Source organism: Micromonospora sp. NPDC048830, assembly GCF_043198215.1.
Taxonomy (GTDB): Bacteria; Actinomycetota; Actinomycetes; order Mycobacteriales; family Micromonosporaceae; genus Micromonospora.
Genome location: NZ_JBICUP010000027.1, coordinates 48,738 through 74,509 on the forward strand (window position 1 = coordinate 48,738; position 25,772 = coordinate 74,509).

Consider the following 25,772-nt stretch of genomic DNA (forward strand, 5'->3'; position numbering starts at 1 on the left):
GCGACACGAATAGCCGTCATTCGGCTACATCAATGATAGAGAAACTGTCAAGGAGATTGCCGTTGATCAGGTCCGGATGCATTCACGGAGACCTGAGCAACTGCCGTAGGTCTACGCTCCGCAGTGGGCCAGGCACGAATCGCGTGGTCGACCTCGTCCGCGTGCACGTCAACGGCCAGCTCGTTCGCCGCTGGCCGGTTGCATCGCTGTCGGCCGATCGCATCCCACCCAACATTCGAGGCAACACCGGGCTCCGACTTTAACAGCGAGATCGGAGAGCGTCCACATGCGGGACTCCTCGGCGACCCGGTCGGTCCGGATTTGGCGATCTGCCCCGACTGCGCTCCACGGACGCATCCGGCATGTCAGTTATTCCCGATGCGGCCAGCCCTGCGCTGGCATTTCACCGGCGCATGGCGGCATTCGGGGGCCACGGACTCACCGGATGCCGGTCGGGAGAGCGCCTACCCGCGGGCCGTGTCCGCGCCCCGGCGACGGTGGGATTCGGGACGGCTGTCGGAGGCCGGACCACCGGCGGGGGTGGCCGAGCCTGGCCGTTCGGTCGCAAGGCGCACCTGCTCGTAGACCCAGTTCCGCGGCAGCCCGGTCACCTCCCGGACCACGTCGCGGACCAGCCGGGCCTCGGCGCCGTGGCGCAGCAGCGTCTCGGTGAGGCGCGCGGCCAGGGCGCGGTCCTCGTCCGCGTGCTCCTCCGGGGCGCCGGCGACGACCACCGTGAACTGCCCCCGGACGACCGGCTCCGCGCCGAGGCGGGCGGCCAGTTCGCCGAGCCGGCCGCGGAGGTACTCCTCGTCGTCCTTGGTCAGGTTCCGGGCCAGCGCCGCCGGCCGGTCGCCGAGCACCGCGCCGAGGTCGGTCAGCATCGCGACGATCCGGTGCGGCGCCTCGAAGAAGATCAGCGTGGCCGGGGTCGACCGCAGGGCGGTGAGGGCCGCGCGCCGCGCCGCCTCCTTGCGGGGCAGGAACCCGACATAGTGGAACTGGTGGTTCGGCAGCCCGGAACCGATCAGCGCGGTCACCGAGGCGGTCGCGCCCGGCAGCGGCCGGACGGGCACGCCGGCCTCGACCGCCGCCGCCACCAGTCGGTAGCCCGGGTCGTTCACCAGCGGGGTCCCGGCGTCGGAGACGAGCGCCACGTCCGTGCCGTCCTGGAGCAGCCGCAACAACTGCTGGCTGCGGGACTCCTCGTTGTGGTCGTGGTAGCTCAGCAGCCGGACGTCGCTCTCCACCGACTGGAGCAACCGGCGGGTGTGCCGGGTGTCCTCCGAGGCCACGACACCGACCCCGCGCAGGACATCGATGGCACGGAGAGTGATGTCGCCGGGGTTGCCGATGGGGGTGGGCACCAGGTAGAGGGTGCCGGGACCGCGTTCGTCCGACCGCCGCGTTCCGTCCGCCGTTGCCACCCGTTGCCCTCCGTGTCGTCGGGCCAACTGTATCGGAGCCGCCGGCACGACCCCCGCGCCAGCCGGCGGGGTCCACGATCCGGCGGGCCGAGGTTCCGGAACCGCTCCGTCGACGTCCGGCGGCCGACGCCCCCGTGATCAGGGAAACCGCCCCCTGTGACCAGGGAAATCAGCCGATGGGATCGGGAGAAAACGGGTGCCGCCACCCCCGGGCGCGGAACCTTTCTAGCTACGGACCGTCACCAATTGAATACCTTGACACGCTATTTTTGCATAACTTAAGATCCAACTCCGTCGGCAGCCAGCCAACCATTACCGATAGCGCCCCTCGACGATCATTCCAAACGGATCCCGTCTCGCTTCCGCCATAATCGCTCGAAAGGGCGCTGAATGCCTGAGCAGGATCACCTGACGATGACGGACATCGTCGTCTCACCCCATTTCGACGACGGCGCGCTCTCGGTGGCGTCGACACTCAGCAAGGGCCCGTCGGCGCTTCTGCTGACCGTCTGCGGCGGCGCCCCGACGGGGGCCGGCGACGACGAGTGGGACCGCCTCTGCGGCTTCGAATCCGGCCCCGCCGCGGCCAGCGGTCGCGCCGCCGAGGACCGCGCGGCGGCGGCGCTCGCCGGCCACGACGTGGTGCACCTGCCCATCCCCGACGCGCCGTACCGCACGGCCTTCCCGACCGCCGCGGTCACGGCGGCCCTGGCCCCGCTGCTCCGACCCGACGTGCGGGTCTGGGCCCCCGTCGGCATCGGCAGCCATCCGGACCACGTCGGTACCCGGGACGCCGTCCTGACCGCCGCCGCGGGGACGGGCTGCCAGCTGCTCTTCTACGCCGACTGCCCGTACGCCTTCGGCTCGGGCTGGGACGCCGCGGACCGGGACCGGCCCCCCGCCGACCGGTGGGAACCGCAGCTCGCCGCCCTGGCCCACCTGGTCGACGTGGATTGCCCACGGATCACCCGTCTGGACGACTCCACGATGCGGTTGAAGATCGCTATGCTTCGCTGTCACGCCTCGCAGTTGGCCGGTCTCTCCGTGGACCACCCTCATTTCATGGCCTGGGAAGGGCCGTTGCGCCAAGAGGTCTTCTGGCCGGCGTCCGTCCTCGCCCCCAGCCTGGAACCGACTCTCGGGAGTAGCGCATGATCGTCGGAGGCTCGACCATTCAGCCGGAGCGCGTCGACTCGGCGGCACTTCGGCAGCTCGGCGACGCCATGCGGAAGGTGGTCGGCGGCACGGAAGCGACCCCCCTCGCCAATCTTCTCTCCGGCGCGCCGGTCGACGCGGACGATCTGGCCGGAGAGATCGGGGCGGACGGGCGACGGGCGCTGCTCAACAGCGGCATGGCCGTCGACGAGGGGACGTCCCTCACCTCGCCGCTGCGCGGCCACCACCTGCACGGCGTGGTGGTACTCAGCGACCCGGACGTCGAGGAGGAGATCCAGCACCGCTGGTACGTCGACCCGCTCTGGGAGGCGGACCTGCTGATCCGGCTGATGCTGCGCCAGGGCGGGAAACGCGCCCTGGACATGGGTTGCGGCTCCGGGGTGATCTCGCTGGCGCTCGCCGACCGGTACGAGACGGTGCTCGGCGTGGACGTCAACCCCCGCGCGGTGGCGCTCTCCCAGCTCAACGCCGCCCTCAACGGCCTGGACAACGTCACCTTCCGCGAGGGCGACATGTTCGAGCCGGCCGAGGGCACCTTCGACCGGATCATCTTCAACTCGCCCACCAACGAGGAGGGGTCGGAGTTCGTCGACCTGCTCGAGGCCGGCGAGCCGATCCTGGAGACGTTCTTCCGGGGCGTGCCGAAGAAGCTGGAATCCGGGGGCGTGGTCGAGGTCAACCTCGCCATGAACGACTACCCGGGCGACCCCTTCCGCAACCGGCTCGGCGACTGGCTCGGCCTGACCGAGAACGGGCTGCGGGTGCACATCTTCACCTCCCAGCGCCGCGCCACGGAGAGCGGCGGGGAGTGGAAGCGGGGTTGGCTGGTGATCGCGCCCGGCCCGGTGGGGCTCACCGAGACCGACTGGCCGTACCACGACCTGTACGAGGAGAACCCGGACGCCCTCCTCGGCGCGACGGAACGACAGCTCCGCGCCTGACCACCGCGCCCGACCATCGCGCCCGACCACCGCGCCCGACCACCGCGCCCGACCACCGGGGCGGGCCACAGCGACGCGGAAACGATCAGCGGCCGAACCGACGCCACCGCGTCGTCGGCCGTTGCGTCGACGCTGTGGCCCGCCGCGGTCGGTCCGCCGCGCCGGGCATTTCCGTTCCGAATCGAGGATCGGAACGGCCGGTCCGAGACGGGTGGCTGCCGATCCCGACGGCACCGACGATGGAATCGATCGAGGTTGACCGTTACGTGACCGACTGACAGACTGCGAGTCGCGGCGATATCCACGGTGAGATCGCGGCTCGCCTGCACTTTGGACGGCCCTGGAGGCGACGGCGCCCCGCGACTTCCTCACCCCCCCCTCGTGCCGGCTGTCTGGAGGTCGCGGGTGACCACGAACGACAAGTGCTCGACCCGCCGGACATGCAGGTCGGCGACCAGGTCACCACCGGCGTCGGGCAGTGGAGCCCCGGCGGACGCGGACCCGGCGGGCTGGCGCGCACGTCGCTGTCGTTCGAGGGCCACCCGGCCGTCCGATGACCGAGCGGGAGCCTCTCTCCGGGAAGGCCAGGCGATTTCTCGCGAGTCAGATGATCAGCCTGCTCGGCGACAACGTCACGCCGGCGATTCTGGCACTGGCCGTCATCGACGCGGGCTGGGCCAGTTCCGGTATCGGCCTGGTCCTCAGCGCGGCGATGGTTCCCAAGATTGCGATGTTCGCCTTCGGGGGCCTGCTCGGCGACGTACGCGACCGGCGGACGATCATGGCTGCCGCCTCGGTGCTGGCTGGCGCGGCGCAGGCGCTCACCGTGGTGTGCTTCGCACTGCACCTGCCCCTGTGGACGGTGGTGGCGGCTCAGGCCGGGTACGGGGTGGCCACGGCGTTCCTGCGGCCGGCCGCCTCGGCGTACCTGCCGGCTGTCGTCAGCCAGGGCGCGCTGGCCCGCGCCAACGGCCTGCTCGGGTCGGCCTCCGGCCTCACGGCGGTCGGCGGCCCGGCCGTCGGCGCGCTGCTCGTGCTGTTCGTGTCCCCGGTTGTCGGGCTGGCCGTGGACGCGCTGTCCTTCCTGTTCTCCGCGGCCCTGCTGTTCGGCCTGCCCGCCAGCCGCGGACCCGCCTCGACGAAGCGGACCTGGTCCATGATCACCGAAGGGGTGCGGGAGCTCCTCAGCCGGCGCTGGCTCGCCGTCGAGACCGTCGCGTCATGCCTGATGCTCCTCCTGGTGACGAGCCCGTTCTTCGTGCTCGGGCCGCAACTGGCCGAGCGGATGAGCGGTGCGACGGCGTGGCCGCTCGCGCTGGCGGCGTTCGGTGTGGGGCAGATCGGCGGCAGCGTCCTGGGCGGCTGGGGCCGCATCGACCGGCCCATGCTGCTCGCCGGCGCCGGCGTGGCCCTGCTCAGTCTCCCGCCCGTCGTCCTGGTGCTGGGCCTGGGGCTGTCCGCGCTGGTCATGGCCCAGGTAGGGGTCGGTGTCGCGCTCGGCTTCTACAACGTCGTGATGACCACCGCGATCCAGCGTGACGTGCCGGGTTCCGTGCTCTCCCGGGTGGTGTCGGTGAACTACCTCGCCTCCTTCGGGCTGGCACCGCTGGGCTACCTGCTCGCACCGGCTGCCGCCGGGTGGCTCGGCGAGCGGCCGGCGATGGCGGGCGCCACGGTGGGCGCGCTGGCGGTCAGCGCGCTGCTGTTGTCCGCGCGGCCGATCCGGCAGTACATCGTCGCCAGGGTGGCGGGGCGGAGTACGTCGACGGCGCGTCACCGGGTCAGCCGCCGCTGGGGCTGCTGCCGGTGCACCTCGACGCACCGACGTCCAGTTCCCGGTACGCTCCGGCCCAGCTGCTCCGCGGGCTGCCGGCTGCGCTGGTGGAGCAGCCCTGGAGTTTCGCCGGCCCGGTCAGCGCCTACCACACGGACGTGCCGACGGTCGTCGCCGCGCCCCGGGCGTCGTCGGCCGCCGCCCTGCTACGACAGGCGCAGCGCACGGCGTCGGCCGAGGGCCGCCCCCTGCTGGTGCCGTATCTGACCGACGCCGTCGCGCAGGTGTTGCCTGCGGACCTGGCCGGCGCCCGCCTGTTGCAGGCGTTCGACTGCTGGCACGAGAGCGAGGCGGGCAGCCCCGAGGAGTACGTCGCGACCCTGCCGCGGAAGCGCCGGCAGGCCCTCAACCGCCGGGTGCGGGACTTCGTCCGGGCCGGTCTGACTGCCGGTGTCGAGCCGCTCCGCGAGCACATCGACGTCTTCGCCCGGCTCGTCACCAACACCTCCGCCAAGTACGGTCTGGCGTCGCGGCCCCAGGCTATGGCCGAGCATCTGCGGCACATCGCGGCCGTGTACGGCGACGACGCCGTGCTGTTCGTCGCCACCGACGACCGGGGCGAGATCGTCGGGGCCGTGCTCGGCCTGTTGCACGCGGACGAGCTGTACCTCCGCATGACGGGATTCGACTACGCCGCCACCGATGGCTCGTCGACCTACTTGGTGCTCGCCTACCACCAACCGCTCGCGTACCGACGTGAGCGTCCGCACCGCCGGGTGCACCACGGCACGGGCCTGCTGTACACCAAGCTCCTGCACGGCGCGCGGCCGCGGCCGCTGTGGACGCTGCTGCTCGGAGCGCGTACCGAGGGCGTCGACTTCGCGGGAATCAACGGGCTACGCGCCGCGGAGTTGCTGGAGGGACTGCCCGCCGAGATGGTCGACCTGGCGGGCGGGACGCTGCCGGTCTGAACGGCTCTCGGGCCGGGCCGGGCCGGGCCGGGCCGCGGGGAGCGGACACGCGGGCATCGGCGTCCCACATTTCGGGAAGATCACAGCCGACCGTGGACGTGACGACCAGAGCACTCGCTTCCGCTGGTCACGGCCATGACGCGGCACGTCCGAGGGGTTCGGAGGCCCGGCCCTCCGACCGACAGTCCAAGGCACTCGGTCAATGCGTATTTCGCGAATTTGAGTGGGGCCGAACCAATTTCGACCCCTCTGTCCGCTACCGCGCAGGGATTCACCCACCGCCCGACGTGAACGGGCACGCGCGGAGGTTGCCGAGCAGGGTCGTCAATGCGGAGGGGCCCGGCAATAGCACCTTCAGGGGGCGGTCAAGCTGACCATGACGGGGTGCTTGATATCCATGGACGGGAATCCCATATGGCAGGACCGAGCTGTTTCCCAGGCGTCAATGAGCCAAGCTCGGCTGGGCCGGCCCGAGGGCCCCGTCCCGACAGTCCACATTGGACATATAATCCACCGTCCTGCGGTGCGTGTAGCCACGCTGGCCCGAGCAGATCGACTGGATCACCAACCGGAAGCTGACCCATGACGGAGCATCGGAATAACACCATCTCCCCGGCGAGTGCCAACGGCGGTCCGCCACCCGCACTGACCGTGCCGACCCTGGGGGAGGCGCTGGTCCGCGCGGCGCGGCTGCCCGGGAGCGGGCACCTCACCTACATCGCCGAGGACGGGAGCGAGTCGCGCCAGACGTACGCCGAACTCCTGCAGGACGCGTCGCTGATCCTCACCGGGATCCGCGGTCACGAGGACGGCCCGGTTCCCGGCGACCGCGTCCTGGTGCAGATCGACCACGCACCAAGCCTGCTGGCCGCGTTCTGGGCCTGCGTCCTGGGGGGATTCGTCCCGGTCCCCGTGAGCGCCGACCCACCGCCGGCGGCGGGGATGTCCGCGGCGAACCTGCTGGCCGGCGTCTGGGGCGTGCTGGGGCGGCGCGCCTGGGTGGTGACCGGTGACGACCCTGGGGCGACCACCCCGGTGGACGCGACCTGGTCGCGGGCCTGGGCGGAGCGACTGCTGGGCTCGGTGACCGAACTGCGCCGGTGCGCGCCGGCGCCGGAGCGGCAGGCCGCCTTCCACCGCGCCGATCCGGACGACGTGGCGGTGCTCCTACTGACCTCGGGCAGCACCGGACTGCCCAAGGCGGTCCGGCTCACCCACCGCAACATCCTCAGCCGCGCCGTCGCGGCGACGGGCGTACGGGGGCTGACGACCGCCAACCGGTCCTTCAACTGGATGCCGCTCGACCATGTCGGCGGGCTGGCCATGTTCCATGTGCGGGACGTCCTGCTCGGCTGTCACCAGGTCCACGCCAACCACCGTTGGGTCATCGCCGACCCACTGCGCTGGCTCGCCGCCATGAGCAGGCACCGGTCCCACTCCACCTGGGCCCCGAACTTCGCCTTCGGCCTGATCAACGACCGGGCCCAGGACCTCGCCGGACAGTCCTGGGACCTGAGCCAGCTGGGCTACATCATGAACGGCGGAGAGGCGGTCAAGGCCAGGATCGCCCGCCGGTTCCTCGCGTTCCTCGCGCCGTTCGGGCTTCCCGGTACCGCCATCCATCCCGGCTGGGGCATGTCCGAGACGTCGGCCGGCGTGGTCGAGAGCGTGTTCGATCCGGAGTCGAGCAGCGACGAGGACCGGTTCGTCTCGCTCGGCAGGCCGCACCCGGGGGTCGAGCTCAGGGTCGTCGACGAGCGCGGCGCGATCCTGCCGGAGGGGACGGTCGGCAGGCTCCAGGTGAGGGGGGCGGCGATCACCGCCGGCTACGACAACAATCCCGAGCAGAACCGGCAGACCTTCACCGACGACGGCTGGTTCAAGAGCGGCGACCTGGCCTTCATCCGGGACGGGGAGCTCACGGTGACCGGGCGCGCCGACGACATCATCGAGGTCGGAGGCGTGAGCTACCACAGCCACGAGATCGAAGCCGTCGTGGAGGAGATGTCCTTCGTCGAGCCCTCGTACACCGTCGTGTGCCCGGATGGCGCGGCGGACTCGGCCGGATTGTTGATCTTCCTGCACCTGCGGCCCGGCACCGACCACGAATTGGCCGAGCGTGAGGTGGGCAGGCACGTCTCCGACCGGTTCGGAACACGGCATGTTCGCGTCATACACGTCGACAGGGACGAAGTTCCCAAGACAGGGATAGGCAAACTCAAGCGCGCCCAGTTGCTTCAGCGGTACGAACCCTAGCGGCGCCTCGTTCCCGCAGCAGTCAGCGCCGTGCATGAACCAGCCGTCCGCGGTACGCATGCCATCGAACGGGCGAGGGCTCCCCAGGTGCGGTGACAACCGGTCGCCCGGGCCAGCACCCCGACTCCAGTCACACGGCACGCGCCCGGCTCCTGGAGCCGCGCCAAAACACTGGAATGCCGAAAAGGGGAACTGGATGTGAGTACTGGTGGGATACGCGGGGCCGAAATTGCCGTCGTCGGCGGCGGGGCGTCCGCGGTGTGCCTCCTCGACACTCTCGCACAGCTGGAGGAACCGGCCGGGGGCGTCACGATATTCGAACCCGGGCCGCACCTGTGGCGCGGGCGGCCCTACCAGTGGGACACGGAAGTCCTGCGCCTCAACGCCACGCCCGACGACATGTCGGTGCGCCACGGCGACCCCGGACACTTCGAGCGGTGGCTGGCGGCTCGCGACCTCGTCGTCGGCGTGGGTGCCGACGAGACGAGTCCGCTCGACCCGTACTCCGGAACACGCTTCGCCCCGCGCACCGTGTACGGCGAATACCTGGAGCACTCCGCCCGCGACAGCCTGATGGCACTGATCGCCCGGGGGTGGCGCGTCAACATCGTCCGGGAGCGGGTGGTCTTCGCCGCGCCCATCGCCGAGGGCGCCGTCCTGAGAACCGACCAGGGCCGCCAGTTCCAGGCGGACTACGTGGTCCTCTGCGTCGGTGGCGGCAGCCCGCAGGACAGCTACGGACTGAGCGGCTCGCCCCGCTTCCTGCCCGACCCCTATCCGGTGTCGCGCACCCTCCACGCCTTCGACCCGGACGCCGAGGTCGGCATCATCGGCAGTGGCCTCACCGCCGTCGACGTGGTGCTGGCGTTGGTCGCGCGCGGCCACCGGGGACCGATCAGCCTGCTGTCCCGCACAGGTCTGCTACCCGCGGTCCGGCAGCGCCCGGTCGCGTACGAGCTGCGCCACTTCACCCCGGAGCGCGTTCGGGCGGCCGCGCAGCAGAGCACGGTGACGCTGGACACCGCCATCCGGATGTTGGGCAACGAGCTCGGTGCCGCCCGACAGGATCTCACCACCGTCGCCTTCGAGATCGCCGCCCTGTCCCGGGAACAACCCGTGGCGCGGTTGCGACGCCAGTTCGCCGACGTCGACTCCGCCAGCACCGCCCTGCGGATCATGCAGGCCGCGGTACCGGACACCGGTCCCGAGCTGTGGTCGCTGCTGCCCGAGCACCAGAAGGCCGAACTGCTGCACCTGCACTACCGCACGGTCCTCACGCTGTGCTGCCCGATGCCGGCCGCCAGCGCCGCGACGCTGCTGAGCCTGATCGACTCCGGGCAACTGCGAATCGTCAAGGGCCTGCAGCGGATCGCGGTCACGAAAAGCACCCCGGCGACCGCCCACGACGGCGGATTCACCATCACGACGGATTCCGGCACCCTGAGCGCCGACCACCTCGTCAACGCGGTGAACCCACCCGCCCACAAGATCCCGGCCGCTGCCGCACCGCTGATCGATTCGCTGGTCGCCGCCGGAGTGGCGGCCCGCAACCCGCTCGGCGGGCTGCATGTGGAGCGCGTCACCAGCCGGCTGACCGTCGACGGGACGCCGCATCCGCGGTTCTACGCCCTGGGCGACCTCGCCTTCGGCAGCCTGTTCTTCACCTTCGGCATCCCGGCGATGGTCAACCGCGCCCACGAGATCGGCGCCTCCCTGCGTGACCACATGTCCGTTTCCCGGCGCGCCCTGGGGCCGGTCTCCGCCCTGGCGAGTCCCCGGTAGGGCTGCCCGACCGTCCTTCGACCCCTCAACAGATTCCACGGAGAGAAGATGACCGACCTGTCCACACCCGACGCCACCCCCTTCCTCGCGGACACCCACACCGGCCTGCCCATCCCCGACGACCCGGCATTCGCCTCGGTGGCCGACGAGCGGCGCTACCGCAAGCAGCGGCTCACCGCCGCCCTGCGCCTCTTCGGCCGGTACGGCTTCGGCGAGGGAATCTCGGGCCACGTGTCGGTCCGCGACCCCGAGCACCACGACCGGTTCTGGGTCAACCCGTTCGGGGTCTCCTTCAACCGGGTCAAGGTCCGGGACCTGATCCTGGTGGACAGCACGGGGCAGGTGGTCGAGGGCAACCACCGCGTCAACCCGAGCGCGTTCGTCATCCACTCCAAGATCCATGAGCTGCGGCCCAACGCCACGGCCATCGCCCACGCCCACACCGTGCACTCCCGCGCCCTCGGTTCCCTGAACCGGCTCCTCGAACCCCTCGACCAGGAATCCTCCGCCTTCTACCAGGACCAGGTCCGCTACGACGACTACAAGGGCACCTCGGTCGGGCTCGACATCGGCCAGGAGATTGCGGAGACGCTCGGCGACAAGAAGGCGCTCCTCCTCAAGTACCACGGCCTGATCACGGTCGGCGGTTCGCTGGAGGAGGCGGTGCACTGGTTCTTCACCTACGACAGCGCCGCCCACGTACAACTGCTGGCCTACGCCGCCGGCGAGCCGCAGCGCCTGACCCACGAGCAGGCGCTCGCCGCCAAGGACGGGTTCGGCGACGCCCAACTTGCCCGGTTCAGCTTCCAACTGCTCTGGGACGAGATCACCTACGAACAGCCCGACCTGCTCGAGGAGTAGCCCGGATGGCTGGATACGAATTTCCCGGGGACGTCTACGAGATCATCCGCAAGGACTTCCGGCAGCTGGCCCTCGAGACGGAGTTCCTCGCTTCGCTCGCCCCTTCCCCGGGCCGGTTCCTGGACCTCGGAAGCGGCACCGGGACCAACCTGCGGGCGCTGGCGGAGCGGGGGCACTCCGGGGTCGGAGTCGACCAGAGTGCCACGTTCACCGACTACGCCAAGAACGCGGGCGGCGCGAACATCGAGTACGTGCTCGGTTCGGCCACCGAATTCGACACGGACACACCTTCGACGTGGTGTACAGCCTGTTCTCCACGCTCAACCTCGTCCCACCGGACCAGCTTCCCGGGCTGCTCGACAAGGCCCGACGCTGGCTGCGGCCCGGCGGCCAGCTCGTACTCGACTCGGGTCACCTGCTCAACTACGTCGACAGCTGTCAGCCGTCCATGGTCGCGCACCACCAGGGCGACGGCGTACTCGTCACCCGGCTGGTCCGGACGCAGATCAACGCGCACGCGGCCAACTGGCGCAACGAGGAGACGATCCTGGTGGGCCGGCCCGACGGCCAGTGCTCGCTGTACCCCAACTTCTTCGACCAGTACGTGGTCACCGCGCCTGAACTACGCCGGCTGCTGTCGGCGGCCGGCTTCGAGCTCACCGCCGAGTACGGATCCTTCCGCAAGGACCCTCCCCCGCCCTTCGGCCGGGGGCCGCTCATCCAGGTGGCGCGTGTCGCCGGGAGCTGAACCGGGCGGCGACTGACGACGATCCGCCCCCGTACCGGCGCGGGAACCACCGTCGCGGTGGTTCCCGCGCCAGCCCCGGGCGCTGTCGACTGCCGGGCCGTCAGGGGCGCGCCGCCGCCGAGGCCGCGTGGGCCGGAGCCGGCGGGTTGAACCGGGAGTACGCGTGCAACTGCCAGCGCAGCCGGCTGGCCCGCTCGATGTCCACCACGTGGTCGACCTCGAACTCGACCATGCGACGCGCCCCCGGGAACTGGCGCGCCTGCTGCGGATCCCAGTTGATCCGTCCGGTCCCGCTCAGTTGCAGGGTGCGACCGCTCTCCCAGTCCAGGAAGACCAGCCCGCACCGGGGATCGAGCTGCATGTTCCCGAGGGTCATGAAGAACGAGTTGCCCAGGTAGTCCGGCCAGGTGAGCGTCCTCGGACCGGTCACCGTGACGAAACCCGGCTGTCCGCCCCGGTGGTTGGCGTCGGCGCCGTGACCGGCCGCGCGGCTGCCGATGAAGAAGGTGTCCGCCGCCCGCACCATGGCCTGCTGCTCCCCGGTCAACTCCCGGCCGACAGTCGCGTGGGGCGGGCCGGGCGGCGTGGCGTCGTCCACGACGGTACGGAGTTGCAGGTACTTGGGGCAGTTGCCGAGCACCTGCTCGGTCCGCAGCACCAGGCGGTCCCCGTCCCGGCGAGCCGTACCGGCCGCCTTCACCCGGCGCAGGGTCTCCGGCGAGAGGACCACCATGCCGAAGTCCCCGGGCTCGGCGAAGGCGTCCCGCAGCGGGTCGCCCACGGGTGGCAGGGTGTGGATCACCATCGTGCGGCTGTCGAGGGTGTCGACGAACCCCTCGTCACCGGTGAGCACGGTGCACCAGACGTTCCCCTCGGCGTCCGCCCCGGACAGCGCGACCAGGCGCTGGTGGCGGATGAGCTCCGTGAAACCCCCGATCTCCGCGCCGAACATCGGTGAGCCCCAGCCGGGACCGCCCTCACCGGCCATGCGCTGGACGGCCTGCTCTCCCTCGTGTGCCAGACCCATTGGACCACCTCCGACTGATGTCCGGACCCGCCGCACCGGCCGACGCCTGCCGGCTGCCGAGCGGGCTCCTGCGCCCGGGAGGCGGTGCCGCGGCCCGGGCTGCGATTTCCGGGGTGTGCGAAACAACCAGATGAGCGGATGAACGGAGCCCCCGAAAATAGTTGCGACGACGCGGCCGAACTCACGGTGAAATCCCGCGAATCCCGCTGCCGCACTGCCCCGTCCGGTGAGCGGATCTTACCCGAGCGGAGTTCAAGCCGGTCGATGGTCGGAGACCGAGCCGGTGGTGCGGCAAGATGTCGAGCGGGGCTGGCCTCAACTCCGTCGAACAGATTTGTCCCGGGTGACACCGCCAGCGACGACATCGTCCTGCACCAATGGTGCGACGACCTTTTCGCCGTCCGGATACGGCACCGTAGCCGGTGATCCATCGCCGTGATCCGACAACGCGGCCCGTGCCCCGGTGCCTTGCGCGCGGGCACGGGGGCACGGGCTTACCGCGGCGGCAACCTCGGCCCTGAACAGGTGTTGCTCCACGAGGATGCGGCTTGCAGATCAATCGATGCCTGCCGATGCCACCGCCGCGTTCGCGCCGGCGACGGCTGTAGCCGCGTCCCCCCAGGACTACAGCGCCAGTCGACTCGCCGCCGTCAGCGACGCGGTGCAACGGTCGGGCGTCGAGGGCATCGCCTGGTACGTGGACGAGGCGTCCGGCCGCGTCGTCGTGACCGCCGACAGCACCGTCTCCCGTGCCGAGATCGCGAAGATCAAGCAGAGCGCCGGGGACACGGCCGGTGCGATCCGAGTCGAGCGCACCGGAGGGGTCTTCACCCCACTGCTGTCCGCCGGTGACGCGATCTACGGCGGCCGGAACCGGTGCTCGCTCGGCTTCAACGTCGTCAGCGGCAGCACCTACTACTTCCTGACCGCCGACCACTGCGGGAACGTGGCCGGCACCTGGTACACCAACTCCAGCCACAGCACGCTCATCGGCGCGACCATCGGCTCCAGCTACCCGGGCAACGACTACGCGCTGGTCCGGTACGACAACACCTCCCTCACCCACCCGGGTGGGTTCACCGTCGCGGACGCCTTCGTCGGGGAGGCCGTCGAGCGCACCGGGTCGACCACCGGCACCCACAGCGGAACCGTGACCGCCCTGAACGTCTCGGTCCGCTACGTCGGCCAGGGCGGCGGCACCGTGAGCGGCATGATCCAGACCACCGTCTGCGCCGAGCCCGGCGACTCCGGTGGCCCGCTCTACGACGGCACCAAGGCGCTCGGCATCACCTCCGGCGGCAGCGGTGACTGCAGGTCCGGCGGCACCACCTTCTACCAGCCGGTGCGCGAGGCAGCCAACGCGTACGGGGTGACCATCTACTGATATCCGTAGCGAGGCGACTGAAGGGGCTCCCGGCCGTGGCCGGGAGCCCCTTCAGCGTCTTCTGCCCCGTCGCCCCTCGACGTGGCGGCCGGACCCCGAGCCGGACAAGTCAGGAGGTGGGACGAGCGGTCGGGCGGTCGCCGCCGGCGGACTTGTTGGGAACGCTCGTCGGAACGCTGTCCGGCTTCCCCGCCGTACGGGACGGGCGAGCCTCAGTCGGCCGGGCGCTCGGGGACGTCCTGGCGTCCTTCCGCGCGAGCAGAGTGTCGCAGTAGGCGGCCACCTTCTCCTTGGTCCCGGCGATGCTGACCAGCCCGGTGAACGCGGGACTCTCCAGCCCCCTACCGACGTCACGCCACCCGCATCCCGGCCCGCCACGTGCGCTCACCACCCGGCCCGGCCGGAGGCGGGTTGGCCCGCCCCCAGACGGGTACCGGGCCACCATGCGACCACCTACCTGGATCAAGACCGGGGCGGCCGTCGCCGCGGCGGCCGCCGTCGGCGCCGTGGCCACCGACCCTTCCGCACGCTGGTACCAGCGGCTGCGCAAACCCCGCTGGCAGCCCCCGTCAACGGCGTTTCCCCTGGTATGGGCCCCGCTGTATGCGCTGATGGCGGTGGCCGGCGCCCGCGCACTGGACCGCAGCAGCGGCGCCGAACGGGCCGCATTCGCCCGCGCCTATGCCCTGAACCTGGTGCTCAATGCCGGCTGGACCGCACTGTTCTTCCGCGCCCGTAGGCCCGCCGCCGCGCTGGCCGAGATCGCCGCGCTCAACGTCTCCAACCTCGTCGTGCTGCGCGGCGCCGCTCGCGCCGACCGCGTCGCGGGTATCGCGCTGGTCCCCTACGCCGCGTGGACGTTGTTCGCCACCGCCCTCAACGGTGCCATCGTGGGCCTCAACCGCGACAGGTGATCGACAGCAGACCTTGAGCAGCCCGTCCGGGTCACGTCACTCAGCGCCGCGGCCATCTCCGCACCCCTCCCCACCAGGCACAACGCCCGGTGAACCAGGCCGAAAACACAAGGCGCCGGTGGGCCGGGGTCGCGCGGGCGAGTATGAGCGGTATGGGACTTCGGGACGGGGGTGAACAGGGTCAGGACCTGCTGCAACGTCGCGAGGAGGTGCGGCAGGCCAACTTCCTGGAACTGTTCGTCGACCTGGTGCTGGTGTTCGCCCTGGCCGGGGTGGTCAGCCGGGTCGCGCGGGACATCGTCAGCGACGATTTCGTCATCCGGTGGCGGGCGATGGCCTTCCTGCCGGTGCTGGCGCTACCGCTGATCTGGCTGTGGATCACCACCGCGCACATCACCAGCTGGTTCGACCCCCGCCGCCGCAAGATCCAGTGGGTCGTGCTGGCGAGCGCTCTCGGGCTGCTGGTCATGGCGACGTCGCTGCCGTACGCGTTCGTCGGCCGCGGATGGTCGTTCGTCCTGCCGTACGTGATCCTGCAGTGCGGCCGGCCACTCATCCTGATGCCCGCGTTGCGCGGACACCCCCTGCGGCAGCTCTACCTCCGGTCGGTGCTGTGGTTCGCGGCCACGGCGGTGATCTGGTTCGCCAGCACGGCCTTCAGCGGCGGCGCCCGGGCCGCCCTGTGGGGGGCCGCCGTGACCGTGGACATCGTCGCCGCGCAGCTGCGCTGGCCGGTACCGGGGATGGCCAGGCCACAGGTCAGCGCGTGGGCCATGGACAGCCGCCGCCACCTGCCCGAGCGCTACCAGCAGTTCCTGATGATCGCCCTCGGGGAAACCGTGCTCGCCGTCGGCACCACGCTGACCACCCAGCCGGTCACCGCGGCGACCGTCGCGGGGCTGCTGGTGGCGTTCCTGTCCACGGTGCTGATGTGGCGCATCTACTTCTATCGATCCGGCCAGATCCTCGCCGAAGCCGTCGCCGCCGCCGGAGACAGGGACGCCGCCGGCCGCGCCACCGGCACCGCCCACGTCGTCATGGTGCTGGGCATCGTCGCCGCCGCCGTCGGCTTCGAGATCGTGCTGAAACACCCGTACGGCTCCCCGCGCGCGGTGTGGCTCCTCGCGCTCCTCGGCGGTCCGGCGCTGTTCCTCTACGGCCGCATCCGCCTGGAACGCATCGTGTTCAACCGGCTCTCCCTCCGCCGCGTCGCCGCCATCGCCGCCCTCGCCGTCGTCGGCATCCCCCTGTATCTCGCCCCGCCGCTCGCCGCCGTGGTCGTGGTCGCGCTCGTGCTACTCGCCGTCGCACTCGCCGACGCCCGGCACGCCGCCGGCCGACCGCCGGAAGCCCCCTCCCCAGCCCACTAGCGGGCAGATCCACAGCCTCAGGGTTCGACAGCCACCGCTGCGCACCCGCGATGGTCGCCTGCATGGCTATCCAGCCATTCCTGCCTGTTCGCCGGCGGTGATTCCGTCCCGCGCCAGGCCCTGACCGGGTTGACATGTGGAAGTCTGGCCCTCGACGACTTGTCACACCCGACGGAGCGGCTGGCAGCGATGGCAGCCAGGACCGACCTTCTGAGGAAGGGTGAGAGCCCGCAGCAGGCGACATTCCTGGAACTCTTCTTCGACCTGGCCTTCGTCTTCGTCATCGAGCGGATCGCGCTACGGATCACGGAGCAACTGGCCCGTCCCGGCATCGCGGAAGGATGGACCACCTTCCCGGCAGTGGGCAGGACTCTGTTGTTGCTCATGCCGCTGACCTGGGTGTGGACCCTGACCGCATGGACCACCGCCAGGTTCGACCCACGGCGCCTGCCAGTCCAGGCAGTGGTCATCATGACCATGCTCGGGGTGCTGATCATGTCAGCCGCGCTGCCCAGCGCATTCCACTCGGGCGGCCCCGCCTTCGCCATCATCCTCCACGCCCACGAACACCAGCGGGCCTTCGCCCGCGAACTCGTCCGGTTCACCCTGACCGGCATCCTGTGGCTCGCTGGCGCGCTCGCCCACGACGGCACCCGGGTCTGGCTGTGGACTGGCGCAGCCGCCCTGGACTACCTCGCGGCAAGATTCGGGTGGCCGGTACCCAGACTCGGCCGGTTACGCGTCACCGTATGGGCTGCGGCCGGTGGGCACCTGGCCGACCGCTACCGCCAGCTCCTCCTCATCGCCCTCGGCGAATCGGTCCTGTCCCTCGCCGCCGCCTACCCCAGGGGCCTGTACAACGCGGAGTCGACCACCGCCTTCATGATCTGCTCGCCACCACCGTTCTGCTCTGGCGGATCTACTTCTACCGAGCCGGGCAGATCCTCTCCGACGCCATCGCCACATCCAAGAACCCGACCCACCTCGGCCGCGTAGCCGCCTTCACCCACGGGATCATGACCCTCGGCATCATCGTCACCGCCGTCGGCTACGAACTCGTCATCCGGCGACCACTCGGCCACACCGGGGACGCCTGGATAGTGATCATCTTCGGCGGCCCCGCCCTGTTCATCGCCGGACGCGCCCACTTCGAGTACGTGGTCTTCGCCCGGGTCTCCCGCCCCCGGCTGATCGGAATCCTCATCCTCGCCCTCGCGGCCCCGCCGATGGCCCTCCTGCTGCCCCTGGTCGTCTCCCTCACCGCGGCACTCGTCCTGGCCGGAATCGCCACCGCCGACGCCGCCCGGGCAAGAGGGCGGCCACTGGAAGCCCCATCACCGCCAAGATGAGCGGTACGGGAGCCACAGACACCCAAAGGTGCGCGGGGACCGGGCCCTGACCCGCCATGCGTGCTCGGTCAGCGCAGTCCGGCGAACAGGTCGTCCTCGGGCGTCGGCGCATCGGTGGTGTCGCGGACCCGGACGAAGGTCTCCACGCCCATCAGCTCGGTGAACCGTTCCTGACCGAGTTGCAGGAAGAAGATATTCTCGGCCTGACTGGCGTGCGCAGCCAACGATGCGAACTTCTGCGCGCCGTAGCCGCTCGTGTCCACCCAGGTGGTGATCTCGTCGTCGGGCAGACCGAGCTGCGGCATCTCCTCCGGCGGCCCGTCCGGCTCGGGAAACTCGACGCCGATCTCCTTCATGACGCGGCCGAACTCCTGGAACGCGCTGCGCGGCACGGTGGTCCAGTACACCTTTGCGGGGATGTCCGTCCGCTCGACGGCGGCCATGGTGATGCGGTGCGCCTGGATGTGGTCCGGATGGCCGTAGAAGCCGTTTTCGTCATAGGTGACGACGACATCGGGCCGGTAGCGCCGGATCAACTCGGTCAGCCGGTCGGCCGCCTCCGCCACCGGCGTGTTCCAGAACGCGCCGGGCGCGTCGTTGGCCGCCCAACCCATCATCCCGGAGTCGGCATAGCCGAGCGTCTCCAGATGAGTGACCTTCAGCGCCTCGCAACTGGCAGCCAACTCGGCCCGGCGCATCGCTGCCACGGCCTCGGGGTCGTGCCCCGGGTCGCCCGGCTTGACCCCGCCGGGCCCATCGCCGCACCGCCCGTCCGTGCAGGTCACGAGCACCGTCGTGATCCCCTCCGCCGCGTACCGGGCGAGGATGCCGCCAGTGCTGGTCGCCTCGTCGTCGGGGTGCGCGTGCACCGCCATCAAGGTCAGAGATCGCTCAGCCACCCCACCACCATACGAGGAACGCCCGACGCACTAGCATTGCCGCGGTCCGCGACGGCGGCTGAAACGAGGCGAGATGCGTTGGCTCCGGCAGTTGCTGGGTAGCAGGCGAGTCCAGCTCGATCCGGGGCGGCAGCAGGCACTGCTGCGGGACGTCCGACACCGGTACGGCGCCCGCTCGCAGGCCCGGTTTCCGGAACAGATCGAAGCGATCACCCGGATGCTGCACGACGACGACGGCCTGGTGGTGGCGGCCCAGATCGTGAGCAAGGCCGCCGACGAGGCCCACGCGGACCTACAGGCCCAGGCCCACGACGTACACCGACGGACCGGCCGGCGGCTCCTGGTGCACCGCCGAAACTACCGGCCGCTGTGGAAGGAGGCCGGACCGGCGCTGCGCTGGCCCCTGTTCGCACTGCCGTGCGGCTTCCACCCGTACGCGCAGGTGGCCGCCGCCGTCGTGGTGGTCGGCAGCCGGGCGCCCCGGCTCGGCCAGGTGACCGACCCGAACCCGCTCCTGACCCGCGTATTCGAGGTGCTCGACCTCACCACCGCCAGCTGGGAGTACGGCCAGGTACGGGTGGACACCGATGCCGCGGCGCTGGCCGATCGACTGATCTCGACCGCCGGGCAGATCCTCGCGGACATCGACGACCCGCCCCGGCTGCCGCCCCCGGTCCGCGAGCTGATGCGCCGCAACAACACCCTCGACGTCCACGATCCAACCGGTCCTCGGGTGGTCGGCGGAATCAATCTGGGCGCGAGGATGCGAGAAACCCTCCTGGTCTGAGGGGTGCCGCCCTCGGGCGTGGCGGTGGTCGTACCCGCCGGGATGGGTATCGATCGGTGGGTCAGTTAGGGTTGAGTCCGCGATCGGTCCGACGGGCGTACGCGGGACACGTTTGTTGTTGCTCGCGGCCTGGGCCGGGCGCATCGTGGCGAAAAGCGCGGGGGCTTGACGAGGAGGGCAGCGATGGAGCGGCCGGACTGGGCGCCCGAAGGTATAGACCTCAGCAAGCCCAGCGTCGCGCGCGCCTACGACTACTGGTTGGGTGGCTCCCACAACTTCGCGATCGACCGGGAGTTCGCTCGGCAGGCCATCGCGGCGGTGCCGGACCTGCGACTGGTGGCGCGGGCGAACCGGGAGTTCCTGCACCGCGCGGTCCGCTTCATGATCGACATGGGGATCCGTCAGTTCCTGGACATCGGCTCGGGCATCCCGACCGTGGGTAACGTGCACGAGATCGCCCAGAAGATCGTGCCGGACGCACGCGTGGTCTATGTGGACATCGATCCGGTGGCGGTGGCACACAGCGAGCAGATCCTGTCCGACAACGAGTTCGCCGCCGCGATCCACGAGGATCTGCGCCGGCCGGAGGTCATCCTCGACCATCCGGCGACGCGGGCTCTGCTGGACCTGGACCAGCCGGTGGGACTGCTCCTGGCGTCGGTCGTACACGCGATTCCCGACGAGGACGATCCGTACGGGATCCTGAACCGGTTGCGCGCGGCGCTCTGCCCGGGCAGCTACGTGGCCATCAGCCACGTTACGACCGACAGCCGCCCCCAGGAGATGGGTGAGGGGGCGCGGCTGAGCGGCCGGACCACCACACCGGTCACGGCCCGTACCCGGGCCCAGGTCGAGCGGTTCTTCGACGGGCTCGAACTCGTGGAACCCGGCGTGGTGTGGTCACCGCTGTGGCGTCCGGAATCTCCCGAGGACGTCGGGGACAATCCGGAGCGAATGAGTTTCTATGTAGGAGTTGGGCGTACGGCGTGACAGGCCACCCCGATGCGGACTCGCTCGCCGGCCGGCACCGTCACGGCCTGGACACGTTCGCGAAGGCGTGGGCAAAGGCGCTGCACCGGGCGCACTACGTGCCGATCAGCTCCGCCGAGCGGTACCGGATCGTCAGCGCGCTGGCCGAACGGCTCGTCGGCGGCCTGTTCGCCGAGTCGCCTGACCCCACCTGCGGGTTCGGCGTCGGGGAGGATCTCGTCGCCGCCGGGTTCGCGTCTCCGGACGCGTTGGGCCGTACCATCGCGGTCCTGAACACCCGCCTCGCGGCCGACCTCGGGCTGCCCGCCGACGCCGCGATGTGCGAACGGCTGACCGCGCTGCTGGAAGGACTGGCGGCCGGGTTCACGGCCGCGGTGCACGACCGCAGCCTGGACGCCCAGGACGCCGTCCGCCTGGCCGCGTTGGCCGCGCAGGCACGCGCCGAGCAGGCACTACGGGCGAACGAGGCCCGGTTTCGGCATCTCGCCACCCACGACGCGTGGACCGACCTGCCCAACCGGACGCTGTTCGTGGAACGACTCGACCGCGTCTTCACCACCGGGCCGCCGTCGAGGCGGGTGGGCATGTGCTGCATCAACCTGGACGAGTTCGCCACGGTCAACGACGTCCTCGGCCACGACGTGGGCGACCGGCTGCTGGCGGCGACCGCCGATCGGCTGCGGGCCCTCGCCGAACCCTCGGGCCACCTGGTCGCCCGCTTCGACAGCGACCAGTTCGCGATCCTGATCGAGGACACCACCTGCGCCGAGGACGCCGTCAAGGTCGCCGACCGCGCGCTGACCGCGCTGGCCGAACCGTTCCACGTCGACAACACCGAGATACCCATCACCGCCAGTGCCGGAGTCGCGGAGCAGTCCGTCGGGTCCGGCGACACCGCCGAACTGATCCGCGCCACACAGATCGCGCTGCACTGGGCGAAGGCCGACGGCAAGGCCAGGTGGATGCTGTTCGAGCACGAGCGTAGCGCCGCCGATGCCGAGCGTTACCGGCTGTCCGCAGCCATGCCGGCGGCCCTGCGCAACGGTGAGTTCGCCCTCGCGTACCAGCCGCTGGTCGACCTGCGCGACGGTCACATCGCCGGCGTCGAGGCGCTGGCCCGCTGGCACCACCCGCGCCTCGGCATGCTGGGCGCCGGGCAGTTCATCGAACTGGCGGAGCACACCGGGCTGATCGTGCCGCTCGGGCGCCGCCTGCTGGAGCAGGCCTGCCGGCAGGCAAGCGCCTGGCAGCAGGACGGGTACGGCCTCTACGTCAACGTCAACATCGCGGTCCGGCAACTCCACCAGACCGGGCTGGTGGCGTCCGTCGCCCAGATCCTCGACCGGACCGGCCTGGCGCCGTACCGGCTCCAACTAGAGGTCACCGAGCACGCGGTCATCGAACTGACAGACCAGATCCGCGCCACCCTCGCCGCCCTGGTCGAACTCGGTGTGCGGATCGTGATCGACGACTTCGGCACCGGGTACGCCAACCTGGCCAACCTGCGCGCCCTGCCGTTGCACGGGCTCAAGCTCGATGCCAGCTTCGCCCGGCCCGCGCCACGGATCGGGAACCCGCCACCGCCAGCCGTGCGCCGGCCGGACGACGCGGCCTTCCTGGCCACCGTCGTTGCCCTGGGCCACACCCTGGGGCTCACCGTCACCGCCGAAGGCATCGAGACCGCCAGCCGGGCCCGGCGAATGCGCGCCGCCGGCTGCGACACCGGCCAGGGCTGGTACTTCGGCCGGCCGGTACCGCCGGGCGAAATCACCCGACGCGTCGCCGCCCAGCGACGCTGACCGCCAGCCCGGTAGCCCTGAGGGCCCGCCGGTCACGCTGACAGCTGCATCGTCCAGAGCGTCGGCGTCGACACCAGCCAGGATCCGCCGGAACCCTGCCGCTTTCGGGAAGCCTCCGGTCTTCTGAACGAACGCCTAGCTCGCACCGACGATGAGCTCGTAGCGGTCGCCGCGGTAGATGGAGATGGTGTCCTCGGCGATCAGGCCGTCGGTCTGTTTGCTGCTCGACTTGACCTTGATGCAGGGGATGGCTTGCGGGTCGATGCCGAGCAGCTTGGCCTCCTCGGCGCTGGCCATGACTGCGGTGATCCTCAGCTCGACGCGCGACAGCTCGACGTCGAACCGCTTCCGGAGCAGCTCGTAGAGCGAGCCCTCGAGGTTGAGGCCAAGGATGCCCGGGAACTGAGCGGCCCGCAGCACCGAGTATTCGAGGCAGAGCGGGGTGCCGTCGCCGAAGCGCAGCCGGGTCAGGCTGATGACCTGCTCGCCCTCCTCGATCTCCAGCCGTTCGGCGACCTCTTTGTCGGCCCGGTTGAGGCCGGCCGAGAGGACCTCCGTGCGGGCGGACATCCCGGCGGCGCGCATCGACTCGGTGAAGGAGGCGAGCACGAACTTCGAGACCGTGGGCTGGGCCACGAAGGTGCCCCGGCCGCGGATGCCGATGACGCGCTTGGCGTCGATCAGGACCTGCAGCGCGCGGCGTACGGTCATCGTCGAAACATCGAAGTCCTTGGCGAGTTGCTGTTCGCTCGGCAGCCGCTCCCCGGGGGTCATGTCGGCGATCCGCTGGGACAGGTCTTGCAACACGGCTTCGTACTTCGCGGGCATGGCCTCTCCGGTCAGGTCTTCAAGAATTCCTCAGACTAGTCGCCGTGGGCCCACGAGCGATTCCCGGAACTCGTTTGCGGCCCGGACCAGGTCGCTGGCGAGCGCGTACGCATCGGTGACCGCCCGGCCGACCACTACGACGGCCGCGCCGGCCCCGAACGCGGCGACGATGTCGCCGGGCGTCGCGAATCGGCCCTCCGCGATGACCGGCAGGCCCCAGTTCGCCTCGGCCAGCCGCCGGATGACGGCAATATTGGGCCCGCCCGGCCGTACGTCCTCGGCGCTCGCCGGAACCAGGGTGGTGCCGAGGTAGTCCACGCCCGCGTCAACGGCGCCCTTGGCCTCCTCGGAGCCGGACAGGTCGGCCATCACCTTCAACCCGCGCCTCTTGGCGTGGGCGACCACCTCGGCCAGGGTCTCACCACCGGGCCGGGGTCGCGGCGTGGCATCCAGCGCGACCAGCTCGGCGCCCGCGTCTGCCACCGTGTCGACGTCGGCCTTGGTGGGAGTGATGTAGACGTCGCTGCCCGCGTACCAGTGCTTGCGGATGCCGATGACAGGCAGCGAGCAGACCGCCCGGATGGCGGCGATGTCCGCTCCGCCTTCCGCGCGGATGCCGATGGCGCCTGCCTTCTGCGCCGCGAGGGCCAGCTGCGCCATGACGTGACTGTCGCGCAGTGGGCTCATCTCGGGTGCCTGGCAGGAGATGACGACGCCGCGGGCCCCCGGCTCGTTGAACGGCATGCTGCTGTCCCTTCATCCATGGTGATATTCGGCAACCAGGGCCGATTCGTGTAGCGCTTTGCCGGCGCCGGGCAGGTGGCGTGCACCGTCCAGCGCCGTGCCTTGCGGGGCGACCCGGCACGCCTGCGGGAACCGCTGTGCCACGGCCGTCGACAGGGCCGGTTCCAGCAGGTCACCGGCCTCGGCTATCCGGCCGGTCAGCGACCAGGTCAGTTCCGGGCCGAGGTTCGCACCATCGGCCGCCGCGCATACCGCGTTCGCGATGTGTGCGGCCGCAGCGCGCCAGACGCCGCGGGCGATCTCGTCGCCCGCTCGGGCCGCCGCCGCGACCTCGACCGCGAAGGAGGCGACGACGGCGATCGGTGCTGCGGCGCCGGCTACTTTTCCGGGTACGTCGTCCACGTCGCCGAATTGCTCGCGCAGCCGGTCAAGGAGTGCCGAGGAGCCGCCCGTACGCCCGTCGCGTGCGGAGAGGGCGGCGATGATGCCCTCCCGGCCGATCCAGAAGCCCGCGCCTTTGTCGCCGATCAGCGGGCCGACGCCGTCGACGCGGGCGACCCCTCGGCTGCCGGCGCCCAGGGCCACCAGACCGGTGCCGACAGCGGCGAGCACGCCCGGCTCGCCGGCGAAGGCGCCCAGGTGCGAGGTGACCGCGTCGTCCGCGAGGTAGAGGTGGCGTACGCCGGCGGTCGCGTGCAGCCGGGCGCCGAGTTTCTCCAGCGGCGGGATGCGGCCGTGCAGGCCCGTGCTGCCGCCGGCGGCAGTGTCGAAGGCGTCCACCGGCGAGCGCGAGGCCGCATATTCAACAACTCGGGCAATGTGCCCTTCCGGGCTGCCACCCGCCGAAAAGCCCTCGGTTTCGCCTTCCCAGAGCACCTTCTCGGAGTCCGAAACCCGGGCGCGGGAGCGCGTCTGCCCCACGTCGAACGACAACTGCATCCTCCGCGTCACCCCCTTTCGCCAGCCAGTATGCGGTGCTACCGTACGGCCCTCTAGGGCACATGCAAAACCATAGGGTTGAGTCCGTCGAGTGAATGAGGAGCCTGCGGATGGCAAGGGATCGATCACACGCCGGCGCCTGACGCGCCTTGCCGGAATAGCCATCGCGACGACAGTCGGCCTGAGCAGCGTCGGCGCCGTCGTCGCTACCGTCCTGCTGGCCTGGTCACACCCCGGACGCATCCGCTCCGAGGCCGCGATCGCCTGTCTCGCCGGCGTCAACCCGGTCCCCGCCAGCTCCGGCCGCGCCGCTCGCCACAGGCTCAATCGCGGCGGTGGCCGAGCTGGTGCTTCTTACCACCTACGCCTGGTGGCTGAACTGGATCGAGGCTTAGTGCTTCAGTTCGCAAGTCCTTCGGGGGTTGACGGTTCGGTGCTTGGATGCGGCCAGTCGGTGATCGGGCTGATGAGGACGTCGCAGACGAAGTCGAGTGCTTCTTCGGTGGTGCCGCTGAACCAGTACTGGTCTTCGTAGCTGTTGTTACTGGCCCGGTAAGTGGCGAGGCTCCAGCGGTGGGCGGATCCGCTGTAGCGCAGTCGCATCACCGGCAGCTGCTGGCCGCCGGTCAACTCGACGGTGACGTAGGCGAACTGACCCTGGTAGCGCACGTGCACCGCGGCCAACTGCGGCCAGTTCGCCCTGGCCCGTGCCCGCAGTCGCTGCGGCAGGGACGTCTTCGTGGAGGCAGGGATGACCGGCATAGGTTCACATCCTGCCGCCTCCGGCGTGTCCTGTCGGCTTGCGG

Annotated in this window: 24 protein-coding genes and 2 pseudogenes; 19 read left to right on the forward strand and 7 right to left on the reverse strand. The window is 70.6% G+C overall.

Going from position 1 to position 25,772, the window contains the following annotated elements; genetic code table 11:
- Positions 1-464 precede the first annotated feature (464 nt).
- Positions 465-1,427 carry a 16S rRNA (cytidine(1402)-2'-O)-methyltransferase gene (rsmI, locus tag ACGFIZ_RS22110; protein ID WP_393421998.1) on the reverse strand — a complete coding sequence of 321 codons (963 nt, stop codon included), beginning with the start codon at positions 1,425-1,427 and terminating at the stop codon, positions 465-467.
- Positions 1,428-1,817: 390 nt separating this feature from the next.
- Between rsmI and ACGFIZ_RS22115 the strand changes: the two genes are divergently transcribed.
- The 10 genes and pseudogenes from ACGFIZ_RS22115 (at position 1,818) to ACGFIZ_RS22160 (ending at position 11,936) form a co-directional block, all read left to right on the forward strand.
- On the forward strand, positions 1,818-2,582 hold the full coding sequence (locus tag ACGFIZ_RS22115; protein WP_393422000.1) for a PIG-L deacetylase family protein: 765 nt from the start codon (positions 1,818-1,820) through the stop codon (positions 2,580-2,582).
- Complete coding sequence (locus ACGFIZ_RS22120) at positions 2,579-3,544, forward strand: methyltransferase (protein ID WP_393422002.1); 966 nt, start codon at positions 2,579-2,581, stop codon at positions 3,542-3,544. The genes ACGFIZ_RS22115 and ACGFIZ_RS22120 overlap by 4 nt, the downstream gene beginning before the upstream one ends.
- Positions 3,545-3,966: 422 nt before the next feature.
- A complete protein-coding gene (locus tag ACGFIZ_RS22125; protein WP_393422004.1) occupies positions 3,967-4,101 on the forward strand; it encodes a hypothetical protein in 135 nt (44 codons plus the stop codon).
- Between the two features lie 50 nt (positions 4,102-4,151).
- Positions 4,152-5,585 carry an MFS transporter gene (locus tag ACGFIZ_RS22130; RefSeq protein ID WP_393422006.1) on the forward strand — a complete coding sequence of 478 codons (1,434 nt, stop codon included), beginning with the start codon at positions 4,152-4,154 and terminating at the stop codon, positions 5,583-5,585.
- The gene (locus ACGFIZ_RS22135) at positions 5,477-6,289 is read left to right on the forward strand and encodes a GNAT family N-acetyltransferase (protein ID WP_393422008.1); all 813 of its coding nucleotides are present in this window, start codon (positions 5,477-5,479) and stop codon (positions 6,287-6,289) included. Before ACGFIZ_RS22130 ends, ACGFIZ_RS22135 begins: the two co-directional genes overlap by 109 nt.
- 582 nt (positions 6,290-6,871) lie before the next feature.
- A complete protein-coding gene (locus ACGFIZ_RS22140) occupies positions 6,872-8,545 on the forward strand; it encodes an AMP-binding protein (protein ID WP_393422010.1) in 1,674 nt (557 codons plus the stop codon).
- Positions 8,546-8,743: 198 nt separating this feature from the next.
- Positions 8,744-10,327, forward strand: a complete 1,584-nt coding sequence (locus ACGFIZ_RS22145) for an FAD/NAD(P)-binding protein (RefSeq protein WP_393422012.1) — start codon at positions 8,744-8,746, stop codon at positions 10,325-10,327.
- A 48-nt stretch (positions 10,328-10,375) separates the two neighbouring features.
- Positions 10,376-11,188 carry a class II aldolase/adducin family protein gene (locus ACGFIZ_RS22150; protein ID WP_393422014.1) on the forward strand — a complete coding sequence of 271 codons (813 nt, stop codon included), beginning with the start codon at positions 10,376-10,378 and terminating at the stop codon, positions 11,186-11,188.
- Positions 11,189-11,193: 5 nt separating this feature from the next.
- Positions 11,194-11,463: pseudogene (locus ACGFIZ_RS22155) on the forward strand (class I SAM-dependent methyltransferase); the annotation flags it as partial.
- Between the two features lie 20 nt (positions 11,464-11,483).
- Positions 11,484-11,936: a class I SAM-dependent methyltransferase gene (locus tag ACGFIZ_RS22160; protein ID WP_393422068.1), complete on the forward strand. Its 453-nt coding sequence runs from the start codon at positions 11,484-11,486 to the stop codon at positions 11,934-11,936.
- A 100-nt stretch (positions 11,937-12,036) separates the two neighbouring features.
- Here the strand turns inward: ACGFIZ_RS22160 and ACGFIZ_RS22165 are convergent, their stop codons facing one another.
- Positions 12,037-12,963 carry a pyridoxamine 5'-phosphate oxidase family protein gene (locus ACGFIZ_RS22165; RefSeq protein WP_393422016.1) on the reverse strand — a complete coding sequence of 309 codons (927 nt, stop codon included), beginning with the start codon at positions 12,961-12,963 and terminating at the stop codon, positions 12,037-12,039.
- A 562-nt stretch (positions 12,964-13,525) separates the two neighbouring features.
- On the opposite strand from ACGFIZ_RS22165, the gene ACGFIZ_RS22170 reads away from it, so the two are divergent.
- The 5 genes from ACGFIZ_RS22170 (at position 13,526) to ACGFIZ_RS22190 (ending at position 17,980) form a co-directional block, all read left to right on the forward strand.
- Positions 13,526-14,347: a S1 family peptidase gene (locus tag ACGFIZ_RS22170; RefSeq protein WP_393422018.1), complete on the forward strand. Its 822-nt coding sequence runs from the start codon at positions 13,526-13,528 to the stop codon at positions 14,345-14,347.
- Between the two features lie 443 nt (positions 14,348-14,790).
- On the forward strand, positions 14,791-15,261 hold the full coding sequence (locus tag ACGFIZ_RS22175) for a TspO/MBR family protein (RefSeq protein WP_393422020.1): 471 nt from the start codon (positions 14,791-14,793) through the stop codon (positions 15,259-15,261).
- A 152-nt stretch (positions 15,262-15,413) separates the two neighbouring features.
- The gene (locus ACGFIZ_RS22180; RefSeq protein WP_393422022.1) at positions 15,414-16,631 is read left to right on the forward strand and encodes a low temperature requirement protein A; all 1,218 of its coding nucleotides are present in this window, start codon (positions 15,414-15,416) and stop codon (positions 16,629-16,631) included.
- Between the two features lie 189 nt (positions 16,632-16,820).
- The gene (locus tag ACGFIZ_RS22185; protein WP_393422024.1) at positions 16,821-17,627 is read left to right on the forward strand and encodes a low temperature requirement protein A; all 807 of its coding nucleotides are present in this window, start codon (positions 16,821-16,823) and stop codon (positions 17,625-17,627) included.
- Positions 17,573-17,980, forward strand: coding sequence for a low temperature requirement protein A (locus ACGFIZ_RS22190; RefSeq protein ID WP_393422064.1), 408 nt, complete (start codon positions 17,573-17,575; stop codon positions 17,978-17,980). Before ACGFIZ_RS22185 ends, ACGFIZ_RS22190 begins: the two co-directional genes overlap by 55 nt.
- Positions 17,981-18,048: 68 nt before the next feature.
- Here ACGFIZ_RS22190 and ACGFIZ_RS22195 read toward each other — a convergent pair whose 3' ends face one another.
- Complete coding sequence (locus ACGFIZ_RS22195; protein WP_393422026.1) at positions 18,049-18,879, reverse strand: PIG-L family deacetylase; 831 nt, start codon at positions 18,877-18,879, stop codon at positions 18,049-18,051.
- Between the two features lie 73 nt (positions 18,880-18,952).
- Between ACGFIZ_RS22195 and ACGFIZ_RS22200 the strand changes: the two genes are divergently transcribed.
- From ACGFIZ_RS22200 to ACGFIZ_RS22210, 3 genes are all read left to right on the forward strand, one after another.
- Complete coding sequence (locus tag ACGFIZ_RS22200; RefSeq protein WP_393422028.1) at positions 18,953-19,666, forward strand: hypothetical protein; 714 nt, start codon at positions 18,953-18,955, stop codon at positions 19,664-19,666.
- Positions 19,667-19,849: 183 nt separating this feature from the next.
- Positions 19,850-20,656: an SAM-dependent methyltransferase gene (locus ACGFIZ_RS22205; protein WP_393422030.1), complete on the forward strand. Its 807-nt coding sequence runs from the start codon at positions 19,850-19,852 to the stop codon at positions 20,654-20,656.
- Positions 20,653-22,455: a putative bifunctional diguanylate cyclase/phosphodiesterase gene (locus tag ACGFIZ_RS22210; protein ID WP_393422032.1), complete on the forward strand. Its 1,803-nt coding sequence runs from the start codon at positions 20,653-20,655 to the stop codon at positions 22,453-22,455. The genes ACGFIZ_RS22205 and ACGFIZ_RS22210 overlap by 4 nt, the downstream gene beginning before the upstream one ends.
- A 135-nt stretch (positions 22,456-22,590) precedes the next feature.
- Here the strand turns inward: ACGFIZ_RS22210 and ACGFIZ_RS22215 are convergent, their stop codons facing one another.
- From ACGFIZ_RS22215 to ACGFIZ_RS22225, 3 genes are read right to left on the reverse strand one after another with little or no spacing between them, the layout of a single operon-like run.
- Positions 22,591-23,283: a GntR family transcriptional regulator gene (locus ACGFIZ_RS22215; protein ID WP_393422034.1), complete on the reverse strand. Its 693-nt coding sequence runs from the start codon at positions 23,281-23,283 to the stop codon at positions 22,591-22,593.
- A 30-nt stretch (positions 23,284-23,313) separates the two neighbouring features.
- Positions 23,314-24,027 (reverse strand): N-acetylmannosamine-6-phosphate 2-epimerase, encoded by a 714-nt coding sequence (locus ACGFIZ_RS22220; protein WP_393422036.1) that lies wholly within the window; start codon positions 24,025-24,027, stop codon positions 23,314-23,316.
- 12 nt (positions 24,028-24,039) lie between these two features.
- Complete coding sequence (locus ACGFIZ_RS22225; RefSeq protein ID WP_393422038.1) at positions 24,040-24,966, reverse strand: BadF/BadG/BcrA/BcrD ATPase family protein; 927 nt, start codon at positions 24,964-24,966, stop codon at positions 24,040-24,042.
- Positions 24,967-25,156: 190 nt separating this feature from the next.
- Here ACGFIZ_RS22225 and ACGFIZ_RS22230 point away from each other — a divergent pair.
- Positions 25,157-25,309: pseudogene (locus ACGFIZ_RS22230) on the forward strand (transposase); the annotation flags it as partial.
- Between the two features lie 56 nt (positions 25,310-25,365).
- Here ACGFIZ_RS22230 and ACGFIZ_RS22235 read toward each other — a convergent pair.
- Positions 25,366-25,728 (reverse strand): hypothetical protein, encoded by a 363-nt coding sequence (locus tag ACGFIZ_RS22235; RefSeq protein ID WP_176738019.1) that lies wholly within the window; start codon positions 25,726-25,728, stop codon positions 25,366-25,368.
- Between the last annotated feature and the right edge of the window lie 44 nt (positions 25,729-25,772).

Excerpts from the sequence above, each read along its gene's own strand:
- ACGFIZ_RS22215 (WP_393422034.1), bottom strand. The coding sequence starts at position 23,283 with ATGCCCGCGAAGTACGAAGCCGTGTTGCAAGACCTGTCCCAGCGGATC.
- ACGFIZ_RS22150 (WP_393422014.1), top strand. The coding sequence starts at position 10,376 with ATGACCGACCTGTCCACACCCGACGCCACCCCCTTCCTCGCGGACACC.
- ACGFIZ_RS22200 (WP_393422028.1), top strand. The coding sequence starts at position 18,953 with ATGCGTTGGCTCCGGCAGTTGCTGGGTAGCAGGCGAGTCCAGCTCGAT.
- ACGFIZ_RS22175 (WP_393422020.1), top strand. The coding sequence starts at position 14,791 with ATGCGACCACCTACCTGGATCAAGACCGGGGCGGCCGTCGCCGCGGCG.
- ACGFIZ_RS22225 (WP_393422038.1), bottom strand. The coding sequence starts at position 24,966 with ATGCAGTTGTCGTTCGACGTGGGGCAGACGCGCTCCCGCGCCCGGGTT.
- ACGFIZ_RS22180 (WP_393422022.1), top strand. The coding sequence starts at position 15,414 with ATGGGACTTCGGGACGGGGGTGAACAGGGTCAGGACCTGCTGCAACGT.
- ACGFIZ_RS22115 (WP_393422000.1), top strand. The coding sequence starts at position 1,818 with ATGCCTGAGCAGGATCACCTGACGATGACGGACATCGTCGTCTCACCC.
- ACGFIZ_RS22130 (WP_393422006.1), top strand. The coding sequence starts at position 4,152 with ATGATCAGCCTGCTCGGCGACAACGTCACGCCGGCGATTCTGGCACTG.
- ACGFIZ_RS22120 (WP_393422002.1), top strand. The coding sequence starts at position 2,579 with ATGATCGTCGGAGGCTCGACCATTCAGCCGGAGCGCGTCGACTCGGCG.
- ACGFIZ_RS22185 (WP_393422024.1), top strand. The coding sequence starts at position 16,821 with ATGGCAGCCAGGACCGACCTTCTGAGGAAGGGTGAGAGCCCGCAGCAG.
- ACGFIZ_RS22140 (WP_393422010.1), top strand. The coding sequence starts at position 6,872 with ATGACGGAGCATCGGAATAACACCATCTCCCCGGCGAGTGCCAACGGC.
- ACGFIZ_RS22235 (WP_176738019.1), bottom strand. The coding sequence starts at position 25,728 with ATGCCGGTCATCCCTGCCTCCACGAAGACGTCCCTGCCGCAGCGACTG.
- ACGFIZ_RS22220 (WP_393422036.1), bottom strand. The coding sequence starts at position 24,027 with ATGCCGTTCAACGAGCCGGGGGCCCGCGGCGTCGTCATCTCCTGCCAG.
- ACGFIZ_RS22170 (WP_393422018.1), top strand. The coding sequence starts at position 13,526 with ATGCCTGCCGATGCCACCGCCGCGTTCGCGCCGGCGACGGCTGTAGCC.
- ACGFIZ_RS22165 (WP_393422016.1), bottom strand. The coding sequence starts at position 12,963 with ATGGGTCTGGCACACGAGGGAGAGCAGGCCGTCCAGCGCATGGCCGGT.
- ACGFIZ_RS22205 (WP_393422030.1), top strand. The coding sequence starts at position 19,850 with ATGGAGCGGCCGGACTGGGCGCCCGAAGGTATAGACCTCAGCAAGCCC.